The following is a 12,966-nucleotide window of genomic DNA, read 5'->3' on the forward strand; positions in this document are numbered from 1 at the left end:
GGTTGGATGAGCATGTGTCCGCCCTTGATTTCCGCCTCATGGCATCGGGCGGCACGGCTTAAATGGTGTAATGCACGCGGTCCGGCACGTTTATGATCCGTGCCGGGCTCAGCGGTGTTCGTTTAAGCAGCCGCTTTTTCGTTGTCGTAGCCTGCAGCGTTGATGACGTCGCGGATCGTTATTTCGTCCGCTTTGGTCTCGACAGCCACTGTCGATGACCCGAGATCGACCGTCACGCGCGCGGCAGGATCGACGCTCTTTACCGCCTTTTCGATCGTGCTGGCGCAGTGGCCGCAGCTCATGTCAGGAACTTTCAGTTTCAGCATTGCAGTTCTCCTTTTTCGCATCTGGCGAACAGATATGGGCCTTCCCATGATGGTAAGGTCAAGGGCGGTTGCTCGATGTGAACGAGCCTAAATGATTGTGAACGAGCCTAAATGATCACAGGCGAAATTTAGCTCTTGACCTTCCCATCACTGGAACCTTTATCTGTCGCTGCAACACCAAAAATGGAGTTGCGGAATATGAACGCCATCACTCGCGACGCACCAGCTGGATCCGATTCCGATCCCGTGATCCAGCTTGGCATTGAAGGCATGACCTGCGCTTCCTGCGTGAGGCGCGTCGAAAAGGCGATCGCCGCAGCCCCTGGCGTCGTCTCATCATCGGTCAATCTCGCGACGGAACGTGCCGAGGTGACCTTTGCCGGCAAGCCCGACCTTGCTCCGGTAATCGCAGCGGTATCGGCCGTCGGTTACCAGGCGCGCACGGGCACGCTCGAATTTGCGATCGAGGAAATGACTTGTGCCTCTTGTGTCGGGCGCATCGAGAAGGCGCTGAAGGCTGTGGCCGGCGTCACTGACGCCACTGTCAATCTTGCAACGGAGCGCGCAACCGTCCGCGTCGCGACGGGTTCCGTGGAGCCCGCAACGCTTGAAAGCGCGGTGGCTGCGGCCGGTTACAAGGCGCAGCAAATCTTGTCGGATCCGGGACAGGACCGCGAGCGCGATGGACGCGCCTCAGAAATCCAAGCGCTTAGCCGTTCGCTGACCTGGGCAGCCCTGCTGACGCTGCCCGTCTTCGTTCTCGAAATGGGGGCTCATCTCGTGCCAGCGTTCCATCATTGGGTGATGATGACGCTCGGCGAATGGAATTGGCGCTCGCAATTCCTACTCACCACGACGGTCCTGTTTGGCCCCGGCTTCCGCTTTTTCAGCAAAGGCATGCCGGCGCTGCTGAAGGCCGCGCCTGACATGAACGCGCTTGTCGCCCTCGGGTCTGGTGCCGCCTGGGCTTACTCGCTTGTCGCGACCTTCATGCCCAATGTGTTGCCTGCAGGCACAGCTTACGTCTACTACGAGGCGGCGGCCGTGATTGTCACACTCATCCTGCTAGGCCGTACTCTGGAAGCCAAGGCTAAAGGCAGGACCAGCGAGGCAATCAAGAAGCTCGTGGGCCTGCAGCCCAAGACGGCGCGCGTCGTTAGGGGTGGCATTATGGTCGAAGTGCCAGTCACCGAAGTTCGGGTGGGTGACATGGTCGTGGTGCGACCGGGCGAGAAGATAGCCGTCGATGGCGAGATCGTCGAAGGGTCATCCTTCATCGACGAGTCCATGATGACAGGCGAACCGCTGCCTGTCGCCAAAGGCATCGGCGCAGAAGTCGTGGGCGGCACAATCAACAAGACCGGCAGCTTTTCCTTCCGTACCACCAAGGTCGGCGCGGCGACGCTGCTTGCCCAGATCATTCGCATGGTCGAAGCTGCCCAAGGCGCAAAGCTGCCGATTCAAGCGCTCGTGGACAAAGTCACGGCCTGGTTCGTGCCAGCCGTCATCGCGATTGCCGTGCTTACCTTCGCGGTCTGGTTCTTCTTCGGGCCGGACCCTGCCCTCGCGTTCGCGCTCGTCAACGCGGTCGCGGTGCTCATCATCGCCTGCCCCTGCGCAATGGGCCTCGCCACGCCTACCTCGATCATGGTCGGCACTGGACGCGCTGCCGAATTGGGTGTGCTCTTCCGCAAAGGCGATGCACTGCAGACGTTGCGTGACGCCACGATCATCGCGCTCGACAAGACCGGCACTCTCACCGAGGGCCGACCCGACCTGACGGATTTCATCGTGTCAGATGGATTCAGTGAAGCGAACGTGCTGCGGCTTGTCGGCTCCGTCGAGGCTCGCTCTGAGCATCCGGTCGCAGAGGCGGTCGTGCGAGCGGCCCAGCGTCGCGGCCTCGTGCTTGCCGATGTCAACGATTTCGTCGCCATCCCTGGCTTCGGCGTCAGTGCAACCATCGAAGGCCGCGAGCTCGTGATCGGCGCGGACCGATTGATGACCCGGCTCGGCCTGGACATCTCGGCTTTTGCCGCGGCATCAACGCGTCTTGCCGACGAGGGCAAGACCCCCCTCTACGCCGCCATCGACGGCAAGCTTGCCGCGATCATCGCGGTTGCCGATCCGATCAAAGCGTCGACGCCAAAGGCGATCGAGGCGCTGCACGCGCTTGGCCTTCGGGTAGCCATGGTGACCGGCGACAACCGCCTCACGGCGGAGGCGATCGGACGGCATATCAGCATCGACGAAATTGTCGCCGAGGTGCTGCCCGATGGCAAGGTCGACGCCATCAAGCGGCTCGGCCGGCATGGCGCCAGCGTTGCCTTCGTTGGCGACGGCATCAATGACGCACCGGCACTCGCCGCTGCGGATGTCGGCATCGCAATCGGAACGGGTACGGACATCGCCATAGAAAGCGCCGACGTCGTCTTGATGTCGGGTGATCTTCGCGGCGTGGCGAATGCGATCGCGCTCTCTAAGGCAACGATCGTTAACATTCGTCAGAATCTGTTCTGGGCCTTTGCCTACAACATTGCGCTGATCCCGGTTGCCGCCGGCGTGCTCTATCCAGCTTACGGGACGCTTCTGTCTCCGATGCTCGCCGCTGGCGCAATGGCTCTTTCGAGCGTCTTTGTCTTGAGCAATGCATTGCGCCTCAGACGCTTCCGCGCACCGCTGCACGACGGATCACAAGCCAAACAAGCTTCCGGGAAAGCCTTAGCGGCGTGACAGAAATGTGCAGACCTATTTACCAAGCGTCCAGCTGCAGGCGTCGCAGAGATTGAAAGAAAGGAGAGTCATGAACATTGGTGAAGCCGCAGCCGCGTCAGGTGTCTCGGCCAAGATGATCCGCTACTACGAGTCAATTGACCTGATGCCCAATGTCGCCCGAACCGACGCCGGCTATCGCGTCTATTCGGACAGCGACATTCATGCCCTACGCTTCATTCGGCGCGCCCGGGATCTCGGCTTTTCGGTAAACCAGATGGCCAATCTGCTCGCCCTTTGGGGCGACCGATCACGCACCAGTGCCGATGTCAAGCGTATCGCCCTGGAGCATGTCGCGGAACTCGAGCGGAAGATGCGCGAGCTTCGCGATATGTCCAAGACGCTGCGTCATTTGGCTGAGCATTGTCAGGGGGATGATCGGCCGCATTGTCCGATCATCGAAGACCTTTCCAGCGGGCACGACGCTGGACCAGCCAGGCCCCGCAAGCGTCGGCAGCCCGCCGTCGACGGCGTCCGGCCTCGCCACGCCTTCTGAACACTGCGCGTACTCGAGACGCGGAATTTGACCTAGGAGATAATTACATGCATCGACGCGAATTTCTTGTGGCAAGCTTGGCGACTTTGGCCAGTTCCACGGCGCTGGCGCAAACGAAGATGGACATGTCCAACATGGACTCCATGCCGGGAATGGATATGAGTGGCCATGCCGGGCACGACATGGGCCCCATGGCGAAAGGCGCCGTCGCCCTTCCCGAGGGCGAGGCGCTGCGCAATTTGCCACTGCTTGCCAACGAGGCCAGCACGCCCGGCCTTTTCAAGGCAAAGCTGACGGCGGAACCCACCGTCGCGCGGTTCGCCGAAGAACTGGACACGCCGATCCTTGCCTATAACGGTATGAGCCCCGGGCCGCTGATCGAGGCCTATGAGGGCGACCGGGTCGAGATCGCCTTCGCCAACAGGATCGAGGGCGAGCAAAGCACAATCCACTGGCATGGCATGCCGGTACCGGCCGACCAGGACGGCAATCCGATGTACCCTGTGGCCGCGGGGGCGGACCGCGTCTACGTCTTCGACCTGCCGGAAGGGTCGGCCGGTTCGTACTGGTACCATCCGCATCCGCACGGCAAGACAGCCGAGCAGGTTTATCGCGGCTTGGCTGGCGCATTCGTGGTCAAGGCGAAAACCGATCCCGTGCCGGCCGAATATGGCGACACCGTGCTCGTGTTCACCGACCTCAGGCTCGCCGCCGACGGCTCTATGCCCGAAAACACTATGACGGACCTGATGAACGGCCGCGTCGGGGACCACGTACTGGTCAATGGGCAGAAGAACCCGAAGCTTTCGGTGGGAATGGGCGCGAAACGGCGTTTTCGGCTTTATAATGCTACCAATGCGCGCTACCTGAAACTCGCTTTCGATGGCGCGCCGATGACCATCATCGGCAGCGACGGCGGGCTGCTGGAGGCGCCGGTGGCAGCAAGGGAGATCCTGCTCAGCCCGGCGGAGCGTCTTGAACTTGTCGTATCTTTCGAGAAGTCAGGCCCCGTTACGCTATACACCTTAGACTACGACCGCGGCTGGATGGGCCCAGGCCGTCCAGCCGATGCCGGGCTGACGCTGCTCACAGTCGATGTTTCAGACAATCTTGCCGGGCCCGTGCCCCCGATTCCCGAGCGACTGCGGCCGATCGCTCAGCTCGGGAACCCCACCGCCAGCCGGCGCCTCGTGTTGACCGAAACCATGACCATGACTGCCACCGATAGGCAGATGGGGTTCCTGATCAATGGCAAGGCCTTCGACATGGGCCGTATCGACATTGTCTCTAAGGCTGGTCAGACCGAACTCTGGGAGATCGTCAACCAAGCCGACATGGATCACCCGTTCCATTTGCACGGCACGCAGTTCCAGGTAATCGAGCACGAGCGCGGCGGCAAGGTCACGAAATCACCCTATCTTGCTTGGAAAGACACGGTCAACGTTGCACGCGGCGAGACGGTCCGGCTCTTGTTTCGACAAGAGCGACCAGGCCAGCGCATGTATCACTGCCATCTCCTCGAGCACGAACAGCTCGGCATGATGGGTATCGTCGACGTGCGGGCATAATCGGCCCTTCATAGTGACTGGGCTGGCAGTCTACGGTTCGCTGTTCGTCAGCGCCTTCCTAGCGGCAACGGTGCTGCCGGTTTCGTCTGAGGTCGTGCTTGTTGGCCTATTGGCGACCGGTCGGGGCGATCCGGCCCTACTCTTTACGGTTGCTACCATCGGCAACACGCTGGGCTCGGTTGTGAACTGGATATTGGGCCGGGGGATCGACGCGCTCCGGTCGAAGCAATGGATCCCTATCACTCCCCGGCAGTTTGAGCGGGCGAGCCGCATGTTTCGCCGCTATGGCGCGTGGACGCTCTTGTTCGCATGGTTGCCAGTGGTCGGAGATGCTTTCACCGTCGTGGCAGGCGCGGCACGGGTCCGGCTCGCCTTGTTCGTGGTTTTAGTCGGCCTTGGAAAGGCGGCGAGGTACGCAGCAGTCACCCTGGTAAGTCTATGGGCGGCGAATTAACCGGCGCCCTCAACCTTGTTGCATTTGGGCGAAAAGAGTCGACCGAAAAGGCGCGACGGGCTGCTACAATCGCGGACCGAAGAGCACCGTCCGTCGAGATCGCCGAAAATCTGCGATCGCCGATCTCGCGCCAGCCGAGTGAATATGCCGACAGCCTTACGGTCATCGGCGCTGAGGCCTAGCTGGCGATCACCAGCGCTTGCAACTGCCGCCGATCCTCTTGGGACCATTGATTGGGGTCTTCGTCATGGGCAGACTTCGCGTGAAGCTCGACATGCTTCATGACTTCCTCCGCGCTCTCTGCCGTGAAGCTCCCCGGACAAGCCTCCATCCCCGGATAATCTCTGCATCGATACGTGTATGGCATTGCTGCCTCCGTACATTAGAGAACACTTAAGGAGGCGAGTGAACGCCGCTCTTGTCAATGAATTTTCGGTCAACGTTGCGACTTGCAAAACCCGGACTTTGCCCTACGCTAGGCCGACAATGGCTCGATTGTCGCCAAAACACCTCCTGGCCATGCTGCTCGCGGTCTTGCTGACCGCCGGGTTCAGCCTGTCTGTCGCCCAGGCAAGCGTCATGTCGTCGAGGATGGCAAGCGAGAACGCCATGGCGATGCCGGCCGCTGACGGAATGGGCAAGATGGCTGACGGCGCCATGCACCACGACTGCAAGGCGTGCAAGGACACAAGCGGCAAAACTGGCCCGATGCATTGTCCGCCGGATTGCATCGCCCCCGTCCTCGCGGTGCTGCCGCAGGATCCGGCCGTGATGATCGTGCCGGGCATGCAGCAGCTCCGGGCGCTGCCCACTCCCCTTCTTCGCGGGCGAAGTTCCCTGCCCGACCCATCCCCTCCCCGACCCACTGCTCTCATCTGATGCCGTATCGGCCGCACAGCGGCTGATCCTTGGCGTCTGATCGCCCGCTTTGCACACGATCGTGATGCGGGCGCGCACGGCAATCCGGTTCATGCCGCAATGCCCGTCGCAGATCGAGATCGTAGAGCGCATAAATGAATTCCGGTTCACGTCTTTTGCTGTCGCGTCGCGGCTTTTCTCGCTGCAGCGTCAGGGGCTGCCATGTCGCTGCCAATACGTCCCGCCCGCGGATCCGCCATCGACGAACGGACCTTGAGGGCGGCGCCAAGCCAGGCGCGACTGACTGGTCCCGGCGGCCCATCCACTCCGACCTGGGCCTACAGCGACACCATTCCCGGCCCGGTGCTGCGCCTACGGCAAGGCCGGCCGGTGCGGATCACTGTAGAGAACGGGTTGGCCGAGGACACCACCGTTCACTGGCACGGCATCCGCTTACCAAACGCCATGGACGGGGTGCCCGGGATGACCCAGCCCCCGATCGCGCCGGGATCAAATTTCACTTATGAGTTCACGCCGCCGGATGCCGGCACTTTCTGGTATCATCCGCATGCCGACAGCCTGGTGCAGCTCGGTCGAGGCCTTGCGGGCGCGCTCATTGTCGAGGAGGCAGAGCTTGTCGAATTCGACCGCGATCTGATCTGGCTGCTGCAGGACTGGCGGCTAGCCGCCGATGGCCAGATCTCCGGTGGCTTCGGCAGCGCGATGGATGCCACGATGTCAGGTCGGATCGGCAACCTCGTCACCATCAATGGCTCGGCACCGGCCGATCACGGTGTGCGCGCTGGCGAGCGCATCCGGCTGCGGCTCGCCAATGCCGCGCTTGCCCGCATGATGGCGCTGCGCTTTGAAGGCCACCGGCCGGTCATCCTGGCGATCGACGGCCAGCCGTGCGACCCGCACGAGCCGGACGACGGCCGCGTCGTGCTGGGGCCGGCGATGCGCGTCGACATGGCGCTGCACATGCAAGGCAAACCGGGTCGCCGGTATCGCGTAATCGACGAGTTCTACGACGGCCTTGCCTACACGCTGGCCACGCTTGCCTATGACAAGGCGCCACCGCTCAGGGTGCATCCCCTGGAGCGGCCCACTGCGCTACCGCGCAATCCCCTGCCGGAGCCTGATCTCGCCAAAGCCCTGCGACAGGAGATCGTTCTGCAAGGCGGCATGATGGGCGGCGGCAAGCTCGCGGGCGTCGGCGGGATGATGGGCATGTCTGGCATGAACATGGGCATGAACGGCACGGCTGCCTGGGCGATCAACGGCATGTCGATGACCGGCGACGGTCACGCCGGCATGGTACCGCAGTTCACGCTGCGACGAGGCGTCACCTGCCACCTGACGATTCGCAATCAGACGGCTTGGTGGCATCCGATGCACGTCCACGGGTTCAGCCTGTCGATCCTTGCCCGCAACGGCTCGCCGGTGTCGCACCGGCAATGGCAGGACACGGTGCTGCTCGCGCCGAAGGACACGGTCGAATGTGCCTTCGTAGCCGACAATCCCGGCGACTGGATGCTGCACTGCCATGTCGCCGACCACCAGATGGCAGGCCTGATGACCGTCTTCCGGGTGACCTGATCCTTCGCATAGCAATTTCAAAGGAGGACCGACTATGAAACTGCCTCATGCCCTCACCGCCATCGGCCTCGCGATCGCCATGCCGCTGCCGACCCTCGCCGCGACGATTGACGCGGTGATGTACAAGAACCCGCAATGCAGCTGCTGCGAGGCTTATGCCGACTATCTCGAACGAAACGGCTTCAAGGTAGACATCAAGCCGGTCAACAATCTTTCTCAGATCAGCAGCGATGCCGGCGTGCCCGCCGACCTCGAAGGCTGCCATACGATGATGGTCGACGGTTATGTGGTCGACGGTCTGGTGCCTGTCGAGATCGTCAAGAAGCTTCTGACCGAGCGACCTGCCATCGCGGGCATCACGCTGGCTGGCATGCCGGCTGGCGCGCCCGGCATGGGCGGCGAAAAGAGCGAGACCTGGACTATCTACGCCTTCACCAAGGACGGCAAGGCGCCGACCGTCTATGCGACAGAGTGAGGGAGCCATGACGTCTGCCAACCTTGTCATCGCGCTCGCGCTGCTGCTGGTTGCGGGGTCGGCGGCGGCCGGGCCGACGTCGGATTTTGTCGTTCCGGAAACGCCCACCACCTTACCCGCAATCAGCTTCACCGACGGCGCGGGCAAGCAGAAAACGCTCGAGGATTATTCCGGCAGACTAGTGCTGCTCAATATCTGGGCGACGTGGTGTGCCCCGTGCCGGAAGGAAATGCCGACGCTCGACCGCCTCGAGGCCACGCTCGGCGGGCCAGACTTCGAGGTCGTCGCGCTGTCGATGGACCGGAAGGGACCCGATGTCGTGAAGAAATTCTTCGCCGAGACCGGGGTCATGCATCTTGCCCTCAACATCGACAGCTCGGCCAAGGCGATGTTCACGCTCGGCGCGCCCGGTCTTCCGATGACCCTGCTGATCGATGGCAGCGGCAGGGAGATCGGCCGCCTGATTGGCCCGGCCGAATGGGACTCGCCCGAGATGACCGAGTTCATCCGCGGCCTTATCGCCGCGAACCGAGAAGGGAAATAACCGATGCTTTTGCGAACCAGAGCGTGCGGAGTTTTGTCGACCTGGAATGGATGGGGGCCGATGCTGCGCGGGCTTGTTGCCATAGCGGTGCTGGCTCCCAGCTTCATCCCTGGCGCGCGGGCGCATTCGTTGGACGAGGTCAATGAGCTGCTGAAGGACGACGAGAAGTACTTTCAGGCGATCGACAAGCCGGCCCCCGATTTCACGCTGCGCGCCGCCGATGGAGCCGTCGTGCGGCTCGCCGACCTGCGCGGCAAGGTGGTGGTGCTGCACTTTGTCTACACTTCGTGTCCCGACGTTTGCCCGCTCCATGCCGAGAAGCTCGCGGAGGTGCAGCAGATGGTGAACGCCACGCCGATGAAGGGCCAGGTCATTTTCGTGACTGTCACCACCGATCCGAAGCGGGACACGCCCGACGTGCTGCGCGCCTATGGGCCGGCGCATGGGCTCGATCCGGCCAACTGGCTGTTCCTGACCACGACGCAGGATCAATCCGACGACGCGACCGGCAAGCTTGCCGAAGCCTTCGGCCACAAATTCACGCTGACCGACGATGCCTACCAGATGCACGGCATCGTCACGCACGTGATCGACAAGGAGGGCCATTGGCGCGCGAATTTCCACGGCCTGAACTTCGCCCCGGTCAATCTGGTCACCATGATCAACGCGCTCACCAACAACCTTGAACGACCGCACACCGAGCCGGAGAAAGGCTGGCTGGCAAGATTGCGGAACCTGCTGTGACACAGGACCATTCAACGGACAAATTAAGAGGAAATCCATGTTCACCACGGCAAGACAGGCAAGCCGTCCTCGCGGCATCGTCCGCATGCTGCTCATTGCTGGCCTGGCGGGATGGTTCCTGCTCGATTCCGGCGCTCGGGAACCGGCGATTGCGGCGGGCGAAATATCCCATGACGAGCTCGATCAGCGGATACACGACTATATCCTGGCCCATCCGGAGGTTCTCGTGCAGGCACTGCAGAGTCTGGACCAGCGCCAGCGCCAAGCGCAGGCCGCCCAAGTAAAGCAGGTGGTCAAGACGCGGGCGGACGACCTCTTCCGCGACAAACGAAGCCCGGTTGGCGGCAATGCTGAGGGCAATGTCACCCTTGTCGAATTCTTCGACTATAATTGCCCCTATTGCAGGATGATGGCGCCGATCATGGATCAGGCCGTTGCAGGCGATCCGCAACTCAGGATCGTCTACAAGGAGTTTCCCATCCTTGGCCCGGATTCGGTATTCGCGGCGAAAGCCGCGCTGGCAGCCGATAAGCAAGGCAAATACGCCGCGTTTCACAAAGCGCTTTACGGCTCTAGGACGAGAGTGACGGAGGCAGCCGTGCTCAAGATCGCCGCCGATGCTGGCCTCGATGTCGACCGCATGAAGACCGACATGCAGCAGCCCGATATCCAGGCGTCGATCGACCGCAACACTGAATTGGCGCAGGCGCTAGGGATCACCGGCACGCCAGGCTTCGTCGTAGGCGATCAGATATTTCCTGGAGCGACCGACCTAGCGACGCTGAAGAAACTGCTCGAACAGGCCAGGACACGAAAATGAACGCGACCCCAACTCGGCGAAAGATCGTTTTGGGCGTCATCGCCGCCACGGCAATGCCTAGACTGCCGGGATTCAAGGCTGCGGCACAGGCCCAGGACGACGCCGGCCTGGCAAGTCGTTTCCAGGATCTTAGCCAGAACGGCAACGCCACCTGCTCCCCCAAATTCACGGCGTCGATCGCGACCATGCCGCCGATGTCGCGGATCAAGGGCTCGTGCTGCAGCCCGATGGAGATGAAACGCTATACCGAGCAGGTAAAGGGCTTGGTGAAATACCGCGTCATCGCGATGATCCCGCAGGACCCATACGACATTCCGGCCGTCACCGCGCAGCAAATGATCCACTACTATGATCGGCAACTCACTGCCGACGAACAGCGCCGTTACGACTTTGCATTGGCCAACTCCAACGAAAAAGGACCGTGCTGCTGCCAGTGCTGGCGCTGGGGTGTGTATGGGGGGCTGGCCAAGTACCTGATCCGCGAGCACGGCTTCACGGGCGAACAGATCGTCGATGTCTGGAATCTGTCGGACGGTTGCGGCGGAGGCGAATGATCGATTACACGACAGAGTGGCCAGGTCTCGATGATGGAAAGCGACAGAATGGTCACTGTGCCTCAGGACGAACCGTCTCAACTAAAAGAGACCCGGGTGGAAGCGGCCGCAGCAACTCACCTTCCGGCTTTGTCAGGTTCAGCCAGGCGGACCAGTTCTCCGGCTGAATAACTACGGCCTAACGGCTGTGATAGGGCGCAACGTCCGGGCCAGGACCGGTCGTCAGCATGCGAAAGGACGGCGGGTTGTTGCCGCCCGCTTCGCGCCAAAGCCCCGCGATTGTCATGAACGGGGCGCCGTTGGGAGTAAATCGGTGCTTTGCCTTCGGGTACTTCGTTCCGGTGAACTCGAAGAAGGCCGATGCCGGCACAAGACAGCGCCTGCTGTTTGCGAAGTGTCGCCCCTCAGACCGGAGATTGAACACCGGCCGCCTTTCGTACCGGACAGGGGGAAAGCCGAATGTCATGGAGGCAAGCTGGAGCATGCGTCGGCCGCTGGTCGCCCCGGAAACCAGGCCGAACTAGCCTGGCGACGCAGGATATGCGCGTTGACGATACGTTTGGACGACCTACCTTCCATTGTCCAAACTGCGCGCGCATCAGCTTGTAGGAGAACGCCAATGGCTTTCAAACGTCTTGCCCTAGCCACCCTTGCACTCGGCAGTCTTACAATTGCCGCGATGGCGCAGGAGGACGGGCTGCCTGAAGCTTGTAAAAAAACAGGGGCGGCTATGGACATGAGCCACCAAGGTGGCGGGATGCAGTTCGAGGAAATGGACGCGGCTCACAAGGACATGATGGCCGGTATGGGCGCGATGCAGAGCGATATGATGACCGGCATGATGGCGAAGGACATTGATATCGCTTTCGTCTGTGGAATGATCCCTCATCATCAAGGCGCGATCGACATGGCCAAGGCCGAACTGGCGCACGGGAAGAACGCCTGGACGAAAAAGATGGCCCGAAAGGTCATTGACGCTCAGACCAAGGAAATTGCCGAACTGAAGGACTGGCTTGCGAAGCACAAGCAGCAACAATGAGGATCCCCGGGCAGCTGCTTGGGCTTGGCCCCTGCGGCTTTTGCATTGGTTGACGGTCGGGCTATTGGTTTGGGAAATCGTCATCACCCTAGGGCCGATGAATGAGCGCGGCGCCGTTGCGATGCGATGGATGCCAACCCACATGTCCCTTGGCCTCGCACTTTTTGCCCTATGCCTTTGCAGGATGGCTTTTAGGTTGGTGACGCAGGCACCCCAACCTCAGCGCCCGGCCGCGGTGGCTGTCCACCTCGCATTGTATGCCATTCTGATCGCGTTGATCGCCACAGGCTGGCTCGGCCATCAGCCCATGCCGTTCATGTCGACACCCAAGCTTTTCGGGTATTGGCCGATCCCGTTCGCTCCGAAAATTCCGTGGCTTGGAACTGCCCGGCTGCTGGCTCTGCACAGTGCGCTCTTTTGGGCGTTTTGCGGAGCAACGCTAGTGCACATTGGTGCTGCGCTCGTTCATCTTCTGCTTTCACGGGACGGGGTTTTTGAACGGATGACGACCCAATGGCTGAACCGAAACTAGACAGCTGCTCACGAAAAAAGCCCGCCGGCCGAAGCCAGTCCATCTTCCCTCAAAGCTGTGTGTGCGCCCCTTCGCAGATCGATCGCCGACCCGAGACTAGCGGGTTATGGCGGTGACCTCCTGTTCTTCACCGAAAATCCTGCAGGGCCGCTTGGCGCAGCTTGTGCATATTGAATCAATGCGAG

The 12,966-nt window shown here is 61.5% G+C and carries 16 protein-coding genes and 1 pseudogene; 13 read left to right on the forward strand and 4 right to left on the reverse strand.

Translation table 11 applies throughout. The annotated features are described in order from the left end of the window. Window positions 1–122: 122 nt before the first annotated feature. Window positions 123–326 (reverse strand): heavy-metal-associated domain-containing protein, encoded by a 204-nt coding sequence (locus EOA75_RS17920; protein ID WP_127324778.1) that lies wholly within the window; start codon window positions 324–326, stop codon window positions 123–125. 128 nt (window positions 327–454) lie between these two features. Continuing rightward, window positions 455–712, reverse strand: coding sequence for a hypothetical protein (locus EOA75_RS34535; RefSeq protein WP_206517009.1), 258 nt, complete (start codon window positions 710–712; stop codon window positions 455–457). Here EOA75_RS34535 and EOA75_RS17925 point away from each other — a divergent pair. The 4 genes from EOA75_RS17925 (at window position 597) to EOA75_RS17940 (ending at window position 5,616) form a co-directional block, all read left to right on the forward strand. After that, a complete protein-coding gene (locus EOA75_RS17925; protein ID WP_206517008.1) occupies window positions 597–3,059 on the forward strand; it encodes a heavy metal translocating P-type ATPase in 2,463 nt (820 codons plus the stop codon). The two genes, EOA75_RS34535 and EOA75_RS17925, sit on opposite strands and share 116 nt — an antisense overlap. Before the next feature lie 70 nt (window positions 3,060–3,129). After that, window positions 3,130–3,594 carry a Cu(I)-responsive transcriptional regulator gene (gene cueR, locus EOA75_RS17930; protein WP_127324780.1) on the forward strand — a complete coding sequence of 155 codons (465 nt, stop codon included), beginning with the start codon at window positions 3,130–3,132 and terminating at the stop codon, window positions 3,592–3,594. 47 nt (window positions 3,595–3,641) lie between these two features. After that, on the forward strand, window positions 3,642–5,162 hold the full coding sequence (locus EOA75_RS17935) for a multicopper oxidase family protein (protein WP_127324787.1): 1,521 nt from the start codon (window positions 3,642–3,644) through the stop codon (window positions 5,160–5,162). A 13-nt stretch (window positions 5,163–5,175) separates the two neighbouring features. Next, window positions 5,176–5,616, forward strand: coding sequence for a YqaA family protein (locus tag EOA75_RS17940; protein WP_127213866.1), 441 nt, complete (start codon window positions 5,176–5,178; stop codon window positions 5,614–5,616). Window positions 5,617–5,794: 178 nt separating this feature from the next. On the opposite strand, the gene EOA75_RS35615 is transcribed toward EOA75_RS17940, so the two are convergent. Then, on the reverse strand, window positions 5,795–5,983 hold the full coding sequence (locus EOA75_RS35615) for a DUF1059 domain-containing protein (RefSeq protein ID WP_095832655.1): 189 nt from the start codon (window positions 5,981–5,983) through the stop codon (window positions 5,795–5,797). A gap of 119 nt (window positions 5,984–6,102) precedes the next feature. On the opposite strand from EOA75_RS35615, the gene EOA75_RS17950 reads away from it, so the two are divergent. The 7 genes from EOA75_RS17950 (at window position 6,103) to EOA75_RS17980 (ending at window position 11,210) form a co-directional block, all read left to right on the forward strand. Continuing rightward, window positions 6,103–6,495 (forward strand): hypothetical protein, encoded by a 393-nt coding sequence (locus EOA75_RS17950; RefSeq protein WP_095832656.1) that lies wholly within the window; start codon window positions 6,103–6,105, stop codon window positions 6,493–6,495. A gap of 201 nt (window positions 6,496–6,696) precedes the next feature. Beyond that, window positions 6,697–8,073, forward strand: coding sequence for a multicopper oxidase family protein (locus EOA75_RS17955; RefSeq protein ID WP_127324781.1), 1,377 nt, complete (start codon window positions 6,697–6,699; stop codon window positions 8,071–8,073). A gap of 34 nt (window positions 8,074–8,107) precedes the next feature. Continuing rightward, window positions 8,108–8,548, forward strand: coding sequence for a DUF411 domain-containing protein (locus EOA75_RS17960; RefSeq protein WP_127324782.1), 441 nt, complete (start codon window positions 8,108–8,110; stop codon window positions 8,546–8,548). Between the two features lie 7 nt (window positions 8,549–8,555). Next, window positions 8,556–9,092: a TlpA disulfide reductase family protein gene (locus tag EOA75_RS17965; protein ID WP_127324783.1), complete on the forward strand. Its 537-nt coding sequence runs from the start codon at window positions 8,556–8,558 to the stop codon at window positions 9,090–9,092. Between the two features lie 60 nt (window positions 9,093–9,152). Then, on the forward strand, window positions 9,153–9,836 hold the full coding sequence (locus EOA75_RS17970) for an SCO family protein (protein WP_245466661.1): 684 nt from the start codon (window positions 9,153–9,155) through the stop codon (window positions 9,834–9,836). A 37-nt stretch (window positions 9,837–9,873) separates the two neighbouring features. After that, window positions 9,874–10,656, forward strand: a complete 783-nt coding sequence (locus tag EOA75_RS17975) for a DsbA family protein (RefSeq protein ID WP_127324785.1) — start codon at window positions 9,874–9,876, stop codon at window positions 10,654–10,656. Beyond that, window positions 10,653–11,210 (forward strand): hypothetical protein, encoded by a 558-nt coding sequence (locus EOA75_RS17980; protein WP_127213871.1) that lies wholly within the window; start codon window positions 10,653–10,655, stop codon window positions 11,208–11,210. Before EOA75_RS17975 ends, EOA75_RS17980 begins: the two co-directional genes overlap by 4 nt. Before the next feature lie 52 nt (window positions 11,211–11,262). Here the strand turns inward: EOA75_RS17980 and EOA75_RS17985 are convergent. Next, window positions 11,263–11,724: pseudogene (locus EOA75_RS17985) on the reverse strand (SOS response-associated peptidase family protein). A 105-nt stretch (window positions 11,725–11,829) separates the two neighbouring features. Here EOA75_RS17985 and EOA75_RS17990 point away from each other — a divergent pair. Beyond that, the gene (locus EOA75_RS17990; RefSeq protein WP_127213872.1) at window positions 11,830–12,249 is read left to right on the forward strand and encodes a DUF305 domain-containing protein; all 420 of its coding nucleotides are present in this window, start codon (window positions 11,830–11,832) and stop codon (window positions 12,247–12,249) included. Further along, window positions 12,224–12,781, forward strand: a complete 558-nt coding sequence (locus tag EOA75_RS17995) for a cytochrome b/b6 domain-containing protein (protein ID WP_127324786.1) — start codon at window positions 12,224–12,226, stop codon at window positions 12,779–12,781. The genes EOA75_RS17990 and EOA75_RS17995 overlap by 26 nt, the downstream gene beginning before the upstream one ends. Window positions 12,782–12,966 lie beyond the last annotated feature (185 nt).

Origin of the sequence: Mesorhizobium sp. M1A.F.Ca.IN.022.07.1.1 (genome assembly GCF_003997575.1) — a bacterium.
In the GTDB taxonomy this organism is placed as follows: domain Bacteria; phylum Pseudomonadota; class Alphaproteobacteria; order Rhizobiales; family Rhizobiaceae; genus Mesorhizobium.